Genomic DNA, 17,563 nt, shown 5'->3' with positions numbered 1-17,563 from the left:
AGTGCGCCCAGATTTTCCGGCCGGACCGGCCACCCGTTCCGCCATCTACTGGCTTGGCCTGCTGGCAGCGCTGAAGGCGCTGTCACTGGTTCTGATGGGCCAGGCCGTGGCTGCCATGCTGGCCGGGCTGGCCACCGGAAACGGGTCCTGGCCCGAGCAGTTGCCCTGGGGCCTGGCGGGCGTTGTCCTGAGGTCCGCCGCGGTGTGGGCCCAGGGCATCGCCGCGCGCCGCGCCGCGCTGGGCATCAAAGAGGAACTCCGCTCCGAACTGCTGGCCCGGGCCCTGCGGAACGGTGCGCGCAGCACCGGCCCGGCCGACGGCGGGCTAGCCGTGCTGGCTACGCGCGGGCTGGATGCGCTGGACAGCTACTACACGCAGTTCCTGCCCGCGCTGGTGAACTGTGCGGCGATTCCACTGCTGCTCGGGGCGCGCATCCTGTTCGCCGACTGGGTCAGCGCGGTGGTGATTGTCCTGACAGTTCCGCTGGTCCCCTTATTTATGGTGCTGATTGGCCGGTATACCGAGGACCATGTCCGCGAGGCCCAGGAAACCCTGGCCCGGCTTTCGGCGCACATGCTGGAGCTGGCCAAGGGCCTGCCAGTCCTGGTGGGGCTGGGCCGTGCCACGGCGCAGCGGAAGGCCCTGGAGGAGATCTCGGAGGATTACCGCGCCAGGACCATGGGGACACTGCGCACCGCGTTCCTGTCCGCACTGGCGCTGGAACTGATCGCCACGATTTCCGTGGCGGTGGTTGCCGTGTTCATCGGCGTCCGCCTGGTGCACGGCGACATGCCACTCGAAGCCGGCCTCCTGGCGCTGATCCTCGCGCCGGACTGCTACCTGCCGCTGCGGGAGCTGGGCACCGCCCACCATGCCAGTGATGACGGCCGGGCGGCCCTGGCCGAGACCAGGAAGGTCACTGAAGCACCCGAGCCGCGGCTGCTGCCCGCACAGGGAAGCGAAGCTTCCGCGTACGACGGCGGTAGCCGGGGTTCCGTGCCCGGGTCCGGGGGAGTGATCGTCACCGACCTCAGCGTCACGTACTCCGGACGGTCCGCTCCCGCCGTCGGGCCCTTAACATTCACTGCCCCGCACGGGCTGATCACCGCCCTGGACGGCCCCAGCGGCGCCGGCAAAAGCACTGTCCTTGGCGTGCTGGCAGGGACCGTCGGGGACGGCGGCGGAACCACGGTGTCCGGCCGCCTCTCCGGGCTGGAGCGCGACGCCGTCGCCTGGGTTCCGCAGCACCCGGTCATGGTGGCGGACTCCGTGCTCGACGAGGTCATGCTGTACCTCAGCGGCGGAATGGGCTCAGGCACTCCGGCAGCGGAGGCGGCGGCAAAGGATTGCCTGGTCGCTGCGGCTGCCGGGCACCTCGCCGGCCACCATCCGGCCGAACTGAGCCCGGGCGAGCTGCGGCGCGTTGCGTTGGCGCGCGGCCTGGCCCGTATCAGGTCCGGTGCCACCGTTCTGCTTCTCGACGAGCCCACCGCACACCTTGACGCGGTATCGGCGGCGCTGGTGCAGGACTCGATCCGTGCGCTCCGGGGGGAGGTCACCGTCATCCTGGTGGCCCACGACCAGCAGACCCGCGAGCTGGCCGATCACCTGGTGCCCGTATCGGCCCACGGCATCACAGCTCCCTCCGACGGAGCTGTGCTTTTAGAAGGGACATTGCCGTCCGAGGGAACAGCGAAGTCCAGAGCTGGGCGCGGTGGCGGAACCGTGGCCACCGTGGAGGATGAGCACGCCACGGAAATTGCCGGGAGTCGTCCTACGGAGGCGCAGACGCCTGCGGCCGGTGATCTCCGGCCAAGCCGGACTGCCCGCCTCCTGTCCGGCCTGCTGTCCCCGGTGTCCGGCCGGTTCGCCGGTGCCGCCGTGGTGGGCACCTTTGCCGCCATTTTCGCGGTTGCCCTGTCCGGCCTGTCCGGCTGGCTCATCATCAGGGCGAGCGAACAGCCACCCATCCTGTACCTGCTCACCGCCATCGTCGGCGTGCGGTTCTTCGGTATCGGACGCGCAGTCCTCCGCTACTGGGAACGGCTCCTGCTCCACGACGCCGTCTTCGGCGCCCTCACCCGGCTGCGCGGCCGGCTCTGGGAATCACTGAGCCGGAAGGCTCTCTCGCTCCGGCGGCTCCTGCAGGGCGGCAACGTCCTGGGTACGGTGATTGACGACGTCGACACCGTCCGGGACCTGCTGCCGCGGGTTGTCCTGCCGCCCGTGACGGCGCTTGCCGTGGCCGGTTCGGCGCTGGTGGCAACCGCCCTGGTGGCGCCGGCCGCGCTGCCGGCCGTTGCCTTGGCGGCGGCGCTCAGCCTGTTCCTGGCGCCGGCCGCGGCCCTGTGGGGGGACCGCCGCTCAGCCACAGCGGAGCAGAGCCTACGGACACGCGTCCTGCGGCGCACGTCGGCTGCGCTGGATGCCCGGGCCGAGCTGCACGCGAACGGCATCGCGGGCACCGTCCTGGACGCGCTGCGCTGCGAGGACCGCCAGGCCACCCGGGCATCGCAGCGTTCCGCGTGGGCCGAAGGCCTCGGCCAGGCCATCACCGTCGCTGCCTGCGGAAGCGCCGCCTTGGCCGCTGCCGTGCTGGCCGCACCCCAGGTGCTGGCCGGTACCTTGGAGCCAGCCACTGCCGCGGTTGTTGTGCTGCTGCAGCTGGCGCTGGTTGAACCGTACGCAGCGGTGACGACGGCAGTGCGCCAGTACCCGGCGCTCCGCAGCGTGATGCGCCGGATCGGTGAGTCCGGCGTACTGGACGGCGGCGCCACCGAAACCGGGGCCGGCGACGGGCTGCATCCTGTCCCCGCCCGTTCCGGCGCCGCCGCCGGCGTTGAACTGGAAAACGTCGGGGCAGCGTGGCCCGGCGGAGATCTGGTGTTCTCCAGGGTTTCCGCAACGGCCGGACCCGGCACCTGGCTGGCGGTCACCGGACCGTCCGGCGCGGGGAAATCCACGTTGCTCGCTGTCCTGCTGGGATTCCTGCCGGCCGCTACCGGCCGCGCAGCGGTGACCGGGACGGCGGCCTGGTGCCCGCAGGAGGCACATCTGTTCGATTCGACGCTGCGGGGCAACCTCATGCTGGGCGTCCCAGCCGCGGACGCAGTGACGGGCGCTTCCGCTGCTCACGGCGATGGTACGCCTACCGATGGTGCGCCTGCGGCCGGTGACGCCAAGCTGGAGGCGGCACTGAGCGCCGTCGGCCTCAGCGCAATGATCTCGCGGCTGCCGGCCGGGCTTGACACCCGGATCGGGCCGGGCGGCTCCTTCCTCAGCGGCGGCGAGCGGCAACGCCTGGCTGTGGCGCGGACCCTGCTGACGGGGGCAGAGGTCATCCTGCTCGACGAGCCCACGGCTCATCTGGACGCGCAGGCGGGACAGGAAATGCTGGCAGATCTCCGCGTCGGCCTGAAGGACCGCACGGTGGTCATGGTCACCCATAATCCGGCCGACGTCCAGCCGGCTGACGCCCGGCTGGAGCTCCCGGCAGCGTCCCGGGCGGGCATGGCTGCTTCGCTGGTGGGTTGAGTCCCCTCAGCCGTCCACATCGTGGAGGTGATGGACGGCGTCGTGCAGGAAATACTGGGCCAGCGTCAGGACGGTAAATTCGGAACCGTTGCTGCGCAGGCCGCGCCGCCCCCACTCCGCCTCCCGGACGCCGGCGAAGGACTCCGCGATCTGTTCACCCTCCGCCGTCAGTTCTGCACTGACCACGGCGGGATCGGCGTTGGCGTAGTCCGCTTCGACGGCGGTGAGGTCCTGGTCCCAGTTCTCAAATTGGGCGCCGTCGGCGTCAAGCATGAGGTTCAGCCGCTGGTCGAACAGCGAAAAGACGTCACGGACGTGGCAGGCGTATTCGAGGGCCGACCACGTCCTGTCATCCGGGCGTTCGGCCACCTCAGGCCTGCGGAGGACAGCCCGCCAGCGTGGCAGCATGTTCTCCACGCTGCCCGGCACCGTGGCCGGCGTGACGGTGGAAGCGTCGAAGGAGCACTCGGGGCATGGCCGGGACAGGACCCAGGTCCAGTCCTTTTCATCAGGAATGATAGGCATGGCAGCAGTCTAGGACGGATCGCTCCACGCCATGGCCGGACCCACTGCGTCCACTGCCTGGGACAGCGGAATCCCGGAACCGTCACGGCGGCCGTGCTCCTGCGGCAGCGACCTGGCTATGCCGGCCAGCGATGAGGCCTTCGCAGGTCCGTGCCCGGCCCACGCCAGCAGCAGCGTGTCTTCGCCTTTGAGGAATCTGTGCGCGCGGACGCCTGCTGTGGCACGGCCCTTGGCAGGGTATTCGGCGAAGGACGTGACCTTCGCCGCCCCCGGTGCGGTGCCCGGCAGGGCGCCGTTGGTGCCGGCAATGGTGACCACCACGGCGGCGTCGTCGGCGGCGGTGACAGCCCCGAAGAACAAGACCTGGTCCCCGGCGGCCAGCTTGATGCCCACCATGCCGCCGGCCGTCCTGCCCTGGGCCCGGACGTTGGCGGCGCTGAAACGGAGCAATTGCGCCTCACGGGTCAGGAACACCAGATCGGTCTCCTCAGACCCGGCCGGCGCCACACCCACCACTTCATCCTTGTCCTTGAGCGCAATGACTTCCCAGTCCTCGCGGTTCAGGGGGTAATCGGGCTGGACCCGCTTGACCACGCCTTGGGCCGTGCCGATGGCCAGCACTTCATCCAGCGGGGCGAACGCCACCAGCGTTTCACCCTTCAGCAGTGTGATGAAGTCCTTGGCCGGGACACCGCCGGCGAGGTTGGGCAGCCCGGACATGGGTGGCAGTACCGGCATGTCCATGATCTGAAGCCGAAGCATCCTGCCTTGTGAGGTGACCGCGGCTATTTCCCCACGGGCCGAGGTCTTGACCACGGAACGGAAAACGTCGTGCCTGGCACGCGGTCCGGACTCGGCGAGGGGCTCCTGGTTGGACGTCCGCGCGATCTGTCCCGACGCCGTCAGGATGGCCCAGCAGGGATCGTCCGAGATCTCCAGGGCCAGCGGCGCGGCCTTGCCCTTGGCGTTGGGGGTGGCCGCCAGGGCTGCGGCCACGGTGGGCGGGACGGCCTCGGATTCGAGCAGGACGGTGCGCCGCGGCGTACCGTATTTTTCGGCGATTTCGCCGAGCTCGGAGGACACAAGTCCGCGCAACCGCTCCTCGGAGCCGAGGATGGCTTCGAGCTCCGCGATCTCGCGGCGCAGCTCCTCCTGTTCCTTTTCAAGCTCGATCCGGGAGTACTTGGTCAGCTGCCGCAGCCGCAGTTCCAGGATGTAGTTGGCCTGGATTTCGGAAAGATCGTAGATGGACATCAGGCGGACCCTGGCGGCCGCCACCTCATCCGAAGAACGGATGATCTGGATGACCTCGTCGATGTCCACGATGGCGATCAGCAGGCCCTCCACCAGGTGGAGGCGGTCCTTCTTCTTGCCCAGCCGGAAGGCCGTCCGCCGGCGCACCACATCGATCCGGTGCTCCACGTAGACGGAGAGCAGCTTCACCAGGCCGAGGGTCTGCGGCTGGCCATCCACCAGGGTCACGTTGTTGATGCCGAAGGAATCCTCCATCGGCGAGTAGCGGTAGAGCTGTTGGAGGACGGCGTTCGGGTTGAACCCGTTCTTCAGCTCGATGACCAGGCGCAGGCCATGCTGGCGGTCCGTCAGGTCGACGATGTCACTTATCCCGGTCAGCTTTTTGCTGTTGACCGCGTCCTTGATCTTCTCGATCACCTTTTCGGGGCCTACCATGTACGGCAGCTCGGTGACCACCAGGCCGGTGCGCCGGGCCGAGAGCTGCTCGATCTCCACCTTTGCCCGGGTCTTGAAGGAACCGCGTCCGGTGGCGTAGGCGTCCCGGATTCCGTCCAGGCCCACGATCCGGCCGCCCGTTGGCAGGTCCGGTCCGGGCACAAAGCGCATCAGGTCATCGAGGGTCGCGTCCGGGTGGGCGATCAGGTGCCGCGCCGCGGAGATGACCTCAACGAGGTTGTGTGGGGCCATGTTGGTGGCCATCCCGACCGCGATGCCCGTGGCGCCGTTGACCAGCAGGTTGGGGAACGCGGCCGGCAGGACGTCCGGCTGGGTCAGCTGGTTGTCGTAGTTGGGGACAAAGTCCACTACGTCTTCGTCGAGGTGGTCGGTGAGCGTCAGGGCCGCCGCCGCGAGCCTGGCCTCCGTGTACCGGGGTGCCGCGGGACCGTCGTCGAGGGAGCCGAAGTTTCCGTGGCCGTCAATCAGCGGCAGGCGCAGCGAGAAGTCCTGGGCCATCCGGACCATGGCGTCATAGATGGCGGTATCGCCGTGGGGGTGGAGCTTGCCCATGACCTCGCCCACCACGCGCGCGCTCTTGACGTGGCCGCGGTCCGGACGCAGGCCCATCTCGCTCATCATGTACAGGATCCGGCGCTGGACCGGCTTGAGCCCGTCCCGGGCATCAGGCAGGGCCCTGGAGTAGATCACCGAATACGCGTACTCCAGGAAGGAGCCTTCCATCTCGGACGTTACATCAATGTCCACGATGTTCTCGACGAAATCCTGGGGAGCGTCCCCGGCAGGGGCTGGGCTTTGGCGGCGGGCCATGGGGCTGGTGGATCCTTCTGCGTGACTGGTCATGCTGTGGTCTGGGTGCAGGTGTGGAGGATGATCTCCGGGCACACGGCCTGCGCCGTCAGTTTGTGGTTAGGCTAAGCCTATGGTGGATCAGCCCGGGGACGGCGAATATCCGGAACATTGGGAAGCTGATGTCGTACTCCGTGACGGTGGCACCGCCCATCTGAGGCCCATCCACCCCAGCGATGCGGACGCGGTCCAGGCTTTCCATACCGGGCAGTCGCAGAACTCAATCTACATGCGGTTCTTCGCGTTCAAGGCCCGGCTGTCCGGCAAGGAGCTCAAGCGCTTCACCGAAGTGGACTACAAGGATCGGGTTGCCCTGGTGATTACGTTTGGCGGCGAAATCCTGGGAATCGGCCGCTACGACAGGCTGGGTGACCCCCTCGAAGCCGAAGTCGCGTTCAACATCGCCGACGCCCACCAGGGCCGGGGTATCGGCTCAATCCTGCTCGAACACCTTGCCACGGCGGCCCACGAAAACGGGATCCGTCGCTTCAGCGCCGAGGTGCTGCCGGAAAACCGCAAAATGCTGATGGTGTTCGCCGATGCCGGCTACGACGTCAAACGCCATTTCGACGACGGCGTGGTCAGCCTGGAGTTCAACATCGACCCCACCGAAAAGTCCCGTGCAGTGATGGAATCACGCGAGCACCGCGCCGAGGCGAGAAGCGTCCGGGACCTGCTGGCGCCGTCGTCGATTGCCGTCATCGGGGCGAGCCGCAAATGGGGGACCGTGGGGTACCAGCTGCTGGAACACATCATCGAAGGCGGCTACTTCGGGCAGGTCTACGCCATCAACCCGGAGGCGCTGGAGCTCGCCGGAATGTTGTCCTTCGGCAGGATTTCCGAGGTTCCTGAGCCGGTGGGGCTCGCAGTGATCGCCGTTCCGTATGAGGAAGTGGCCACGGTCGTTGATCAGTGCGCCGCGGCGGGGGTCAAGGGTCTGGTGATCGCCTCAGCGGGCTTCGAGGACGACGGCGAACGCGGCCTCGCCAGCCAGCGCAACCTCGTGCGCAAGGCCAGGGCCAACGGCATGCGGGTGATCGGGCCCGCATCTCTGGGGATCGTTAACACCCATCCCGACGTGAGGCTGAACGCCTCCATGGCGCCCTCACTGCCGAGCCGCGGTGGCCTGGGCCTGTTCAGCCAGTCAGCGGCGATGGGTGTTTCGCTCTACGCGGCGTCACACCGCCGCCGGCTGGGCGTTTCCACGGTCCTGTCGGCCGGCAACCGCGCGGACGTCTCAGGTAACGACATGATGCAGTTCTGGGAGGACGACGCCGACACCACCGCGGTGGGCCTCTACCTGGAGTCGATCGGGAACCCCCGCAAATTCTCCCGGATCGCCCGGCGGCTTGCCCGCAGCAAGCCCGTGGTGGTGGCCAAGTCGGAAACCATGGGCCTGCGGCTGCCGCCTGGCCACGCCGTCCGTACCACCCAGGCGCCCGCCGGTGCACTGGACGCCATGATGCGCCAGGCCGGCGTCATCCGGGTAGAGACCATCGAACAGCTGATGGACATCACCCAGATAGTGTCCGGGCAGCCGCTCCCGGCGGGGCCCGGGCTGGCCATCTTCAGCAATTCCCTGGCGCTGGGCAAAGTGGTGGCGGACAGCGCCGAAGCGCACGGCCTGACCGTGGACGGCATCGTCACCGACGTGGATCTCGACGCCGGCATGTCCCTGGCACTGCCGGCCCTCCGCCGCAGCCTCCAGGACACCCTCGCGTCCGACGCCGTCCATGCCGTGGTGGCCGCGCTGCTGCCGGTGCGCGGCCTGACGGTGGACCGCATTGCCGAGGTCCTGGCCGAATGCTCGGCCGCCGCAGGGAAACCGGTCGTCGCTGCCTTCACCGGAATCCTTGACCCCTCCATCTATGTGGAGGGCATGGTGGGGGCCGAACAGCAGACAGTGCCGTGCTTCTCGAACGCCGGTGCGGCTGTGGCTGCGCTCGCGGCCGTGGTGCGCTACGCGGAATGGGTGGCACGGGACCCTGGCCACTTTGTTCAGCCCGAAGGCTGCGATCCGGAAGGCGCACGGATCCTGCTGGATCAGCTTCTGCACGATGTCCACGAGGAGCAACTCAAGACCCTCGAACCGGCGTCAGCGGCAGAGCTGCTGGCGCACTACGGCATTGCGGTGCTGCCATCCGCCGGGTTCGACTCAGAAGATGAAGCCGTAGCTGCCGCCGGAAGGCTGGGCTGGCCGGTCGCGCTGAAAACCACGGACCCGGCACTTCGCCACCGCCTCGACCTGGGGGGAGTCCGCCTCGATATCGAGGATCCGGATTCCCTGCGCCGAAACATCCTGCAGATGCGGCGCTCGCTGGCACCTTACGGTTCCCGGGCACTGGAGGTGCAGTCCATGGCTCCCGTGGGGCAGGCGTGCACGTTCCGGGCCATTGAGGATCCACTGTTGGGGCCGGTGGTCTCCTTCGGGCTGGCCGGGGACGCCGTCAATCTGCTGGATGACTGGGCGCACCGCGTGCCTCCGCTGTCCGCCGGGGACGTGAAGGACTTCATCCGCGGACCCCGGGCCGCCCGCAAACTCTTCGGCTACCAGGGTCTTCCCGCCGTGGATATTGCCGCTTTGGAGGAGGTCGCCGGGCGGCTGGCCTGGATGAAGGACAACCATCCGGAGATCGCGCTGGTGGAATTCAACCCGGTTCTCTGCGGGACTCAGGGCGTGTCCATCCTGGCCGCAGATATCCGGATCGGCAACGCGGCCCAGCGCACTGACAGTGCCCGCCGGGCCATGCTTGGCTGACCGCGGTTAGCATGTCCCCGGCCGATCTGTGAAAATGGGGGAATGAGCTCACAGCCTTCCCCGTCGACGCCTTCCACCTCCGGCAGTGACAACCAGGCAACCCGCCCGCACAGCTCACACAGCCATACGCCCCAGGGCCAGAGCCTGGACGGTGCGCTCCAGAAGGCCGGTTTCTACCCGCGCCTGGTGGCCGACGTCGTTGACGACGCCCTGGACGGCCGCGAATGCGTGGCCCACCTGGTCCACCTGGAAACCCACTTTGACCGGGCCGAGGTCCGCCGCCACATCACGGTGCTGGTCCTGACCGCCGACATGCTGGTGATCACCCACGTGGACGACCAGCAGCTCGACGACGCCGGCGAACAGATCGTGGCCCAGATTTCCACCGAATCCGTGCCCGTCGCGCAGATCCGTTCCGTGGTCCTGAGCTACATGTACTCCCAGCCGCAGGACTACAAGCCCTCGGATCCGGTCCGGGAAGTCACCCTCGCCATCGCCTGGTCCGGCGGGCAGCGGCTGGACATGGGGCCCGCGAGCTGCGGAGACCCGCAATGCGAGGCAGACCACGGTTACAGCGGCACCATTGCCCAGGAGGACATCGTCCTGCGGATCAGTGCTGAAGCCGACGGTGCACAAGCCGTCCAGGACGCCAAACTCTTCGCCCGTGCCCTGCGGGCCGTGAACACCGGCTCCACCGCTCCGGTGGCGCACGTCGGCCAGACGCTCCAGCCCCGGCCCCGGACCGGTGTGTTCGGAAACAGGCTCAGCCGCGGGCATCAGCAGCGCTGATGCCGGATCAAGGGAAAGCAACGGTCTCCTCAGCCACTTCCTCAGCGGTTTCCCAAGGGGCTTCCGCGCAACTGAGCATGCCGCCCGCGCCCGCCTTTGGCCAGCGGTCCATCGCGGATGTCCTCACCAGTGCAGCCGCAAGCCTCGGAGTGGAAGGTTTCACTAACACCCTGGGCCTTCCGCCGGCGTCTCGCGTCTGCGTGGTCCTGGCCGACGGCCTGGGCCGGAACCTGCTGAAACAGAAGTCCGCCCACACACCGTTCCTGCGCTCCGTTATGCAGTCCGGTCAGGGGGAAGTTCCGGTATGGCTGGACTCCACGTTCCCATCTACCACGGCCGCTGCCCTGGCCAGCTTCGGCACAGGCCTCCCGCCCGGCCAGCACGGAATGGTGGGCTACGACGTCCTGGACCCGGGCCAGGACAAGGTGGTCAACATGCTCGGCAACTGGGATGCCAAGGTGGACCCCGCCGAGTGGCAGCCGTTCCCTACCGTCCTCGAACGGGCCGCCGAATCAGTTAATGTAACCACCGTCAGCCTGCCGCAGTTCGGCGACTCGCCCATGACCCAGGCGGCCCTCCGCGGCGGGAATTTCGTCCCAGGAGTGACTGCCCACGCCCGCACGGCCGCCGCCGCTGAAGCCATGGACACCGCCGGAAAGTCCCTGATGTACTTCTACGTCAACGAACTGGATAAGGCAGGCCACCGGTACGGCTGCCAGTCTGAACAGTGGGAACACCAGCTCGAAGAACTCGACGCAACCGTCAAACGGCTGCACGCCTCGCTTCCGGCCGGGACCACAGTACTGCTCACGGCGGACCATGGGATGCTCGACGTCCCGGAACAATGGCGGATCGACTTCTCCGCGGACGCGTCGCTTGTTGATGGCGTGCGGCATACAGCGGGGGAGCCGCGGATGGTCCACCTCTACCTTGAGGATCCGGCGGACGCCGCAGGCCGGGAGCGCTTGTTGCGTGCGTGGCGTGCCCGTTTCGGCGACAGGATCTGGGCTTTTACCCGGGAGGATGCCGTCGCCGCCGGACTGTTCGGGACGCTGCGCCCCGCCGTCGGGCCCCGGATTGGCGACATCATGATTGCCGCGCGTGACGCCCTGGCGCTCTACGACACTCGCCGCGGGCGTCCCGCCGCCATGGAAGTGGTGGGCCAGCACGGCTCGCTGACCAAAGCGGAACGCGAAGTACCTTTGCTGTGCTTTGCGGCCGAAGGCAGGCCACGGCGACGCTGAGGCGTTAGTCCCGTTTGGTCCCGAAGACGATCTCGTCCCAGCTGGGAACCGTGGAGCGCTTCGGTTTAGCGGGCTGCCGTTCAGGCTGGTCCGCGTCATGATCGTGGTACTGGCCGGATCCTGCGTCATCGGGGCCGGCCGTGGAGGCTGCCCGGCGTGGGCTTCCGCCGCCCAGCAGTTCGTCAAGGCCCACGTTCGGCGCAGGACGCCCCGACCCTGGTTCTGCGGGGGCCCCGTGTCCTGCGGGACGGGGCGGGGACGCCACGATGGTGATTTCCCTCGTATCGGTGCTGACGCCGTCGTGCAGTTTCAGGACGTCATCATCGTCAGAGTCCCGGTGCGGCGGGATGAGGCTGAGCCGGGACAGCATTGATGGCCGGGCGTCCCGCTTGCGGGTGAGAGGATCTGCTGCGGCAGCGGGCCCGGCTTCGTCTGGCACGCCGGACTCGGTGGGAGCCGCCCCCCGTGTTTGCGGCTCGCGGTATTTCTGGTCCCGGGATTCCGGTTCCGGGACCACCTCCGAAGGGCGCGGATGGGCGGCCGGCACGCCGTGGGTCAGGAGCAGGGCCAGGGCGTCGTCGGCGTCTTCGTCGACTCCGAGGCGCTGGCCGCGGCGTGAACGGAGCATATCGAGGAGACCGTCGGATTCCCTGGCCGGCGTGACGGCTTGCGGACCGGTCGAATTGCGGGCGGCCGCAGCTTCTGCATCGGTTTCGAAGTCAAACGGCCGGTCCGAGACCGCAGTGAGGCGGCGGGCCGGGACGGGACCGTCCAGCGGCTCCAGCTCACTGAGTTGCTGAGCCCAACGGTTGGCGTTCTGCAGCGTCTTGCGCACCGGACTGAACGTCCATTGCGCAGGCGGCTCCTCGCCGATGCCGGAGGTGCCGTCCGTTTTGGTTTCAAAACGGGCCACCACGGTCCAGTTGCCGTCCTGGCGACGCCACGAATCCCATTCCACGGTGGAAGGCTCAACCCCGTGGGCTGAAAGCCGGTGGTTGACCATGTCCTGGAGGGACGCCGGGTTGTCGCCAAAAACGGAGCGGTAGGTATCGTGGCCGGGGGAAGGCGAGGCGACTTCCACCTTTCGCGCCTGCTGCGCTACATACTCCCGCTCGGCAAGGACAGGGCCCTCATACCGCTCGACTTTTGCGAGGGGCAGCCCGGAAAGCTCAGCTACGTCCGCAGCGGTAGCGCCGCTGCGGATCCGTGACTGGATGTCCCGAGGGGACATGGCAATGGGCGCGGTTGCGGAAGCGGTCTTCGCCGAAGACCGGCTGGCCGCCCGCAGTGCTTCATCGATCGGCAGCTGGAACATCTCGCCGCCGGCACCGCTCAACAGGAGATGCTCCCCGTCGTCGTGTACGCCTACAAGCCGTAGATCCTGCATACAAATCCTCCACCCTGGCATTACTATCAATCGAAACTCTGCCACTCACCGGCACCTATTTGGGTTAGGAGCGAGGGCGCGCCGCGATATTCCGGCACTTTCGGACACCGTCGCGGCAAGCGGCACGCGTTTCAGGAGTCCTGGCCGTCCGGACCCGCGGAGAAGTCCGGATATTGGAACCTGCCGGCGAAAGTTGCGCCCGCGCAGGGGCACCCGGGCGCCCCTTTCCTCCGGGCTGCTATTTCCGCGAAAGCGCGGCTGTGAGTTCCTCGGGCCGCTTGGACGACGTCAGCCAATAGGGGGTCCGGTCTGACGGGTCCGTAATTTCGATCCGAACCACCGGGTCGATCCAGCCACGGATGCACAGGTAGGCGAGGGCATTGAGCCGGGTCCCCCGCTGGGCCGTGGCGTCCTTGCCGCGGAACGCAGCCACTTCGCCAACATAGCGGCGCTCGATCGTGGCACGACCTACTGTCAACGCGTCACTGGTGACAAGGATGGTTGGGGTTGACAGCACCAGCAGTACAGCCATGATCGTGAACAGAACGCCGGCGGCCGTGTAGCCTGCAGCCATGCTGATCGGGGCGAAAACGAGGATCCCGGCGCCGGAGATTCCCGCCGCGATAACCCAGATCCAGACGTTCGGCCACAGCCTCTCCCGGAAAACAGCCGGGGTGCCGGCAGTGGGGGCGTCAGGGACGGGTGCGGTGGAGCTGGATTCGGGCATGCCACCAGCTTTCCACCTTTGGCTGGCTATTTCATCTTGGCCTCACCCTGCCTTGGCCTGGCGTCCCATTGAAGCTAGGACGGAACTGCGGCTGGGCGTTAGAGTGAGTGACTGTGACTGACGAACTCGCCACTGTTGAAACCGTTCCTGACGATGAGCTGTCCGGCTCCGCGCCGGATACAGCCGCAGCCTACGGGGCCCCGACGCTGCAGGTGCAGCTGAAAATGCTCGACGCCGGGCTGGAGGCACCGTCGTATGCCCACCCGGGCGATGCGGGGGCGGATCTGCGGGCCCGCGAAGATCTGGTCCTGGCGCCGGGAGAGCGGAAGCTGGTGGCGACCGGTGTTTCCATCGCGTTGCCGGACGGCTTCGTTGCCCTGATCCACCCGCGCTCCGGGCTGGCCATGAAGCACGGGCTGACCATCGTTAATGCGCCGGGCACCGTGGATGCCGGTTATCGCGGGGAGATTTCGGTGACTCTCCTCAACACTGATACCAGGAACGCCATCGAGCTCCGGCGCGGCGATAGAATTGCACAGATGGTGATCCAGCGGGTGGAATATGCCCAGTTTGTCCCCGTCAACGAATTGAGTGAATCGGTGCGGGGAGCCGGCGGATTCGGATCCACCGGCGGCTTCACCCCGCCAAACGCCTGACACCCGCCGACGGCGGCAACCAGCGGTGGTTGCCCGCGGCAGCTAAGACTTCCGACGGGACCTCCGGGCCGGCGAGTCACTTTCACAACTAAGGAGACAAACCCCATGGTTTTTGGGCTCGGCAGGAAATCCAAGAAGGACCAATCGGCCGACCCGGCTGAATCCCGGGCCTCAGGGGAATCGACGGATTCCGCTGACGTGGCTTCGGCGGTCGCCGGGCGTCGGGACGAAGGCCCCTTTGATGTTTCCGAGGTCTCCAGCCGCGACGGCTACGTTGATCTTGGTGCACTGCTGATCGCCCCGAGTGAGGGGCTCCAGCTCCGGCTCGAAGTTGAGGAAGCCACCCAGCGCGTGGTCGCGGTGACCATGGACCTGAACGGCTCCAGCCTTCAGCTGCAGGCGTTCGCTGCGCCCAAGACCGAGGGACTGTGGGACGAAATCCGCGAACAGATCGGTCAGTCCGTGGGAAGCCAGGGTGGTCAGGTTGAAGAAGTCGAGGGTGGCTTCGGAACTGAACTGGTCGCCAAACTGCCCGCCGGTACGCCGGACGGCAGCCAAGGCTACCGGGTGGCGCGTTTCATCGGCATCGACGGTCCACGGTGGTTCCTGCGTGGCGTCCTGGGCGGCCCGGCAGCGATGGAGCGCGAGGCTGCGGCACCGCTTGAGTCACTGTTCCGCCAGATTGTGGTTATCCGGGGCGACAGCCCCATGCCGCCCCGGGACCTGCTGCAGCTGCGCCTGCCCAAGGACGCCAGCGCCACCCCGGCACCTGGTGCCCCGGAATTCAATGCCCCCGAGTTCAAAGGCCCCGAACGTGGTCCCGAAACCACACAGATTGGCTGATTCCCGCCAAGACCGCCTGGGATCGACCCCGGACGCTGGAATACCGGTCAGCCGACTGCCCGAACGAGGGAGGGTGGTGTGCCAGGGGCACATCGAATCGGTCACCTACATGCCCGCAGACCAGAACGCGGCCTTCACTGCCATCGTCTCGGACCCCGACATTCGCGAGTCCGGTGCCAAGCGGGCCCAGGGAAAGGGCGGCCGCCTTCGCGTGGTCTGGCTGGGGCGGCGCAGGGTGCCGGGCATCGCCGCCGGAACCGAAGTACGCCTCGAGGGCATGCTGTCCCAAAGCCACGGCCTGCCCACCATGTTCAATCCACGCTACGAAATACTTTCCCGCCAGGAGAACGAATGACCTCGCCCCAGCAGCCCGAGCCGTCCGAACAGCCCGAGCCGTCCGCAGTGCAGGGATTTGCGGAGGGCTATGCAGCCAAGGCCGGCCTGCACCGCACTCATGACGGCCGGATCGATGTCCTGAAGAGCGCCGGCGGAATCCAGGGCATCGCCGAGAGCATCGTGCCAGGCATGGTCTTCCTGATCGCCTTTACTATCAGCAGGGACCTGACGCCGTCGCTGGTGGCGGCGCTGGCCTCTGCCGCGGTCTTTACGGTGGTCCGCCTCGTCCAGCGGCGTCCGCTGACCCAGGCCCTCGCCGGTGTGGTGGGGGTGGGCATCTCGGCCTGGCTCGCCAACAGCACGGGCAAGGCCGAGGATTTCTACCTCCCGGGCTTCTTCACCAACACCGCTTACATCCTCGCCATGGTGATTTCCATCGCGATCAAGTGGCCGGTGGCCGGCCTGCTGTTCGGGATCATCCGCACCGAAGGCCTGGACTGGCGCAAAGACCCCGCGCGACTCAAGGCGTACCGCCTCGGCACGTGGATCATCGTGGCGGTCCTGGTACTTCGGCTGGTGGTCCAGGTTCCCCTGTACCTGATGGGCGCGGACGGACTGGCCGCCTTGGCCACGACCCGCCTGATCATGGGTGCGCCGCTCTATATCCTGGGCGTCTGGATCGCATGGCTGGTCACCCGGCCGGTACCGGCCGACGCCGATGCGCGGACGTCGGATCAGCCGTCGAAGCCGTCGTCCTCCGGCGCCTGAGTTTCGGCAGGCTGCACGCCTTCGGGCTCATGGGAGGCCGCCGCCGGCTCGTCTGCTGATTCGGTCGACAGCAGGGCACGCAAGTGGTCCTCTGCCGCGATGGTGGTGACAAAAAACAGTTCGTCCCCACCATCAATGACGTCGTCACGGCTGGGAGTGATGGGCGCGTGGTCCCGGAGAATTGCCACCAGTGTGGCGTCCTCGGGCCACTGGATGTCGCCTACCGTCAAGCCAATGACGTGGGAATCGTGCGGGACCGTGAACTCCACCAGTGAAGCGACGCCGGTCTGCAGCGTCAGGAGCCGGACCAGGTCGCCGATCTCCACCGCTTCCTCCACAAGGGCCGTCATCAGTTGGGGGGTGTTGACGGCGACGTCGACGCCCCAGGAGTCGTTGAACATCCAGTCGTTCTTGGGGTTGTTGACCCGGCCCACTGTGCGGCCCACCCCGAATTCGGTCTTGGCCAGGAGTGAGACCACAAGGTTCACCTTGTCATCGCCAGTGGCTGAAACAACGACGTCGGCATCCTCCACTTTCGCTCCCTGCAGGGTGCTGAGCTCGCAGGCGTCGCCCACCAGCCAGTGGGCGCCGCGCAGCCCGCTGCGCCCGATGACCTCAGGTTTGAGGTCGATCAGCAGGATTTCGTGCTTGTGGGCCAGCAGTTCCCGGGCGATCGAAGACCCGACGCTGCCGGCACCGACGATAACAACTTTCACTACAACTCCTTCGCAGGTGCTTTGGCCAGGATCTGGGCGACCTGGGAACTGCGGTCCACCGGCAGCATGGCATGGACGGTGTCGCCGTCCTGGTAGGAAGTCCCGGTTTCGGGAAGCATGCCCTCGCCGAACCTGGTGAGGTACGCCACCCGGATTTCGGCAGCCCTTTCGACCTCGCTGATCCGGTGGCCGATCCAGCCGGCGTCCAGGTCCACTTCGGCGAGGACCAGCCGGCCGGACGGTTCGCGGAAATCGCCGGCGAGGTGCTGCTCGGGCAGGATGCGGCGCAATACCTGGTCTGCGCTCCAGCGGACGGCCGCAACGGTGGGGATGCCGAGCCGCTGGTAGATTTCGGCGCGGCCGGGGTCGTAAATCCTGGCCACAACGTGGGGGACATGGAACGTTTCGCGCGCCACGCGGGTGGCCAGGATATTGGAGTTATCGCCGCTGGAAACGGCGGCGAAGGCGTAAGCCTCGGCCACGCCGGCCTGCTGGAGGGTGTCCCGGTCGAAGCCCACCCCGGTGACTTTCCGGCCTGTAAAGCCCTGCCGAAGCCGGCGGAACGCGCGGTCGTCCTGGTCGATGATGGCGACGGAATGACCGGCGTCCTCCAGCGTATGCGCCAGAGTGGCCCCTACCCGGCCACATCCCATGATCACGAAATGCGCCACCGTGTCTCCTCAACTTCCGTAGCCTGTTCCTGCTGCTAGAACTCTACCG

14 protein-coding genes are annotated in these 17,563 nt (G+C 67.3%); 8 read left to right on the top strand and 6 right to left on the bottom strand.

The annotated features are described in order from the left end of the window. The first annotated feature begins 1 nt into the window (after window position 1). Window positions 2–3,535, top strand: a complete 3,534-nt coding sequence (gene cydD, locus DAD99_RS00665) for a thiol reductant ABC exporter subunit CydD (protein ID WP_193339920.1) — start codon at window positions 2–4, stop codon at window positions 3,533–3,535. Between the two features lie 6 nt (window positions 3,536–3,541). Here cydD and DAD99_RS00660 read toward each other — a convergent pair whose 3' ends face one another. Together DAD99_RS00660 and DAD99_RS00655 are read right to left on the bottom strand one after the other, a co-directional pair. Continuing rightward, window positions 3,542–4,060, bottom strand: a complete 519-nt coding sequence (locus DAD99_RS00660; RefSeq protein WP_193339919.1) for a DinB family protein — start codon at window positions 4,058–4,060, stop codon at window positions 3,542–3,544. A gap of 9 nt (window positions 4,061–4,069) precedes the next feature. Beyond that, on the bottom strand, window positions 4,070–6,580 hold the full coding sequence (locus DAD99_RS00655) for a DNA topoisomerase (ATP-hydrolyzing) subunit A (RefSeq protein WP_193339963.1): 2,511 nt from the start codon (window positions 6,578–6,580) through the stop codon (window positions 4,070–4,072). Window positions 6,581–6,692: 112 nt separating this feature from the next. On the opposite strand from DAD99_RS00655, the gene DAD99_RS00650 reads away from it, so the two are divergent. From DAD99_RS00650 to DAD99_RS00640, 3 genes are all read left to right on the top strand, one after another. Continuing rightward, complete coding sequence (locus DAD99_RS00650; RefSeq protein ID WP_193339918.1) at window positions 6,693–9,377, top strand: bifunctional GNAT family N-acetyltransferase/acetate--CoA ligase family protein; 2,685 nt, start codon at window positions 6,693–6,695, stop codon at window positions 9,375–9,377. A 42-nt stretch (window positions 9,378–9,419) separates the two neighbouring features. Next, window positions 9,420–10,166 (top strand): DUF5998 family protein, encoded by a 747-nt coding sequence (locus DAD99_RS00645; RefSeq protein ID WP_193339917.1) that lies wholly within the window; start codon window positions 9,420–9,422, stop codon window positions 10,164–10,166. Window positions 10,167–10,243: 77 nt separating this feature from the next. Further along, window positions 10,244–11,410 carry an alkaline phosphatase family protein gene (locus DAD99_RS00640; RefSeq protein ID WP_227007455.1) on the top strand — a complete coding sequence of 389 codons (1,167 nt, stop codon included), beginning with the start codon at window positions 10,244–10,246 and terminating at the stop codon, window positions 11,408–11,410. Window positions 11,411–11,414: 4 nt separating this feature from the next. Here DAD99_RS00640 and sepH read toward each other — a convergent pair whose 3' ends face one another. Both sepH and DAD99_RS00630 read right to left on the bottom strand, forming a co-directional pair. Then, window positions 11,415–12,797, bottom strand: a complete 1,383-nt coding sequence (gene sepH / locus DAD99_RS00635; RefSeq protein ID WP_193339915.1) for a septation protein SepH — start codon at window positions 12,795–12,797, stop codon at window positions 11,415–11,417. 238 nt (window positions 12,798–13,035) lie between these two features. Continuing rightward, window positions 13,036–13,524 carry a DUF3093 domain-containing protein gene (locus DAD99_RS00630; RefSeq protein ID WP_193339914.1) on the bottom strand — a complete coding sequence of 163 codons (489 nt, stop codon included), beginning with the start codon at window positions 13,522–13,524 and terminating at the stop codon, window positions 13,036–13,038. Between the two features lie 113 nt (window positions 13,525–13,637). Here DAD99_RS00630 and dut point away from each other — a divergent pair, with 113 nt between their 5' ends. The 4 genes from dut to DAD99_RS00610 all read left to right on the top strand — a co-directional run bounded on the left by dut (window position 13,638) and on the right by DAD99_RS00610 (window position 16,127). Next, window positions 13,638–14,180, top strand: a complete 543-nt coding sequence (gene dut, locus DAD99_RS00625; protein ID WP_193339913.1) for a dUTP diphosphatase — start codon at window positions 13,638–13,640, stop codon at window positions 14,178–14,180. 105 nt (window positions 14,181–14,285) lie between these two features. Next, window positions 14,286–15,023, top strand: coding sequence for a DUF3710 domain-containing protein (locus DAD99_RS00620; RefSeq protein WP_193339912.1), 738 nt, complete (start codon window positions 14,286–14,288; stop codon window positions 15,021–15,023). A 76-nt stretch (window positions 15,024–15,099) separates the two neighbouring features. Then, a complete protein-coding gene (locus DAD99_RS00615) occupies window positions 15,100–15,378 on the top strand; it encodes a hypothetical protein (RefSeq protein ID WP_309233164.1) in 279 nt (92 codons plus the stop codon). Then, window positions 15,375–16,127 (top strand): DUF3159 domain-containing protein, encoded by a 753-nt coding sequence (locus DAD99_RS00610; protein WP_193339911.1) that lies wholly within the window; start codon window positions 15,375–15,377, stop codon window positions 16,125–16,127. The genes DAD99_RS00615 and DAD99_RS00610 overlap by 4 nt, the downstream gene beginning before the upstream one ends. Here the strand turns inward: DAD99_RS00610 and DAD99_RS00605 are convergent. Together DAD99_RS00605 and DAD99_RS00600 are read right to left on the bottom strand one after the other, a co-directional pair. Then, entirely contained in the window at window positions 16,094–16,843 is a 750-nt protein-coding gene (locus DAD99_RS00605; protein WP_193339910.1) for an NAD-binding protein, read from the bottom strand. The genes DAD99_RS00610 and DAD99_RS00605 overlap by 34 nt on opposite strands. Continuing rightward, window positions 16,843–17,514 (bottom strand): TrkA family potassium uptake protein, encoded by a 672-nt coding sequence (locus DAD99_RS00600; protein WP_185263283.1) that lies wholly within the window; start codon window positions 17,512–17,514, stop codon window positions 16,843–16,845. Before DAD99_RS00600 ends, DAD99_RS00605 begins: the two co-directional genes overlap by 1 nt. Between the last annotated feature and the right edge of the window lie 49 nt (window positions 17,515–17,563).

It is taken from the genome of Pseudarthrobacter sp. AB1 (genome assembly GCF_014926485.1).
Lineage (GTDB): Bacteria > Actinomycetota > Actinomycetes > Actinomycetales > Micrococcaceae > Arthrobacter.
Note: the sequence above shows the minus strand (reverse complement) of the source record. Positions and strands in the feature narration are given on the sequence as shown.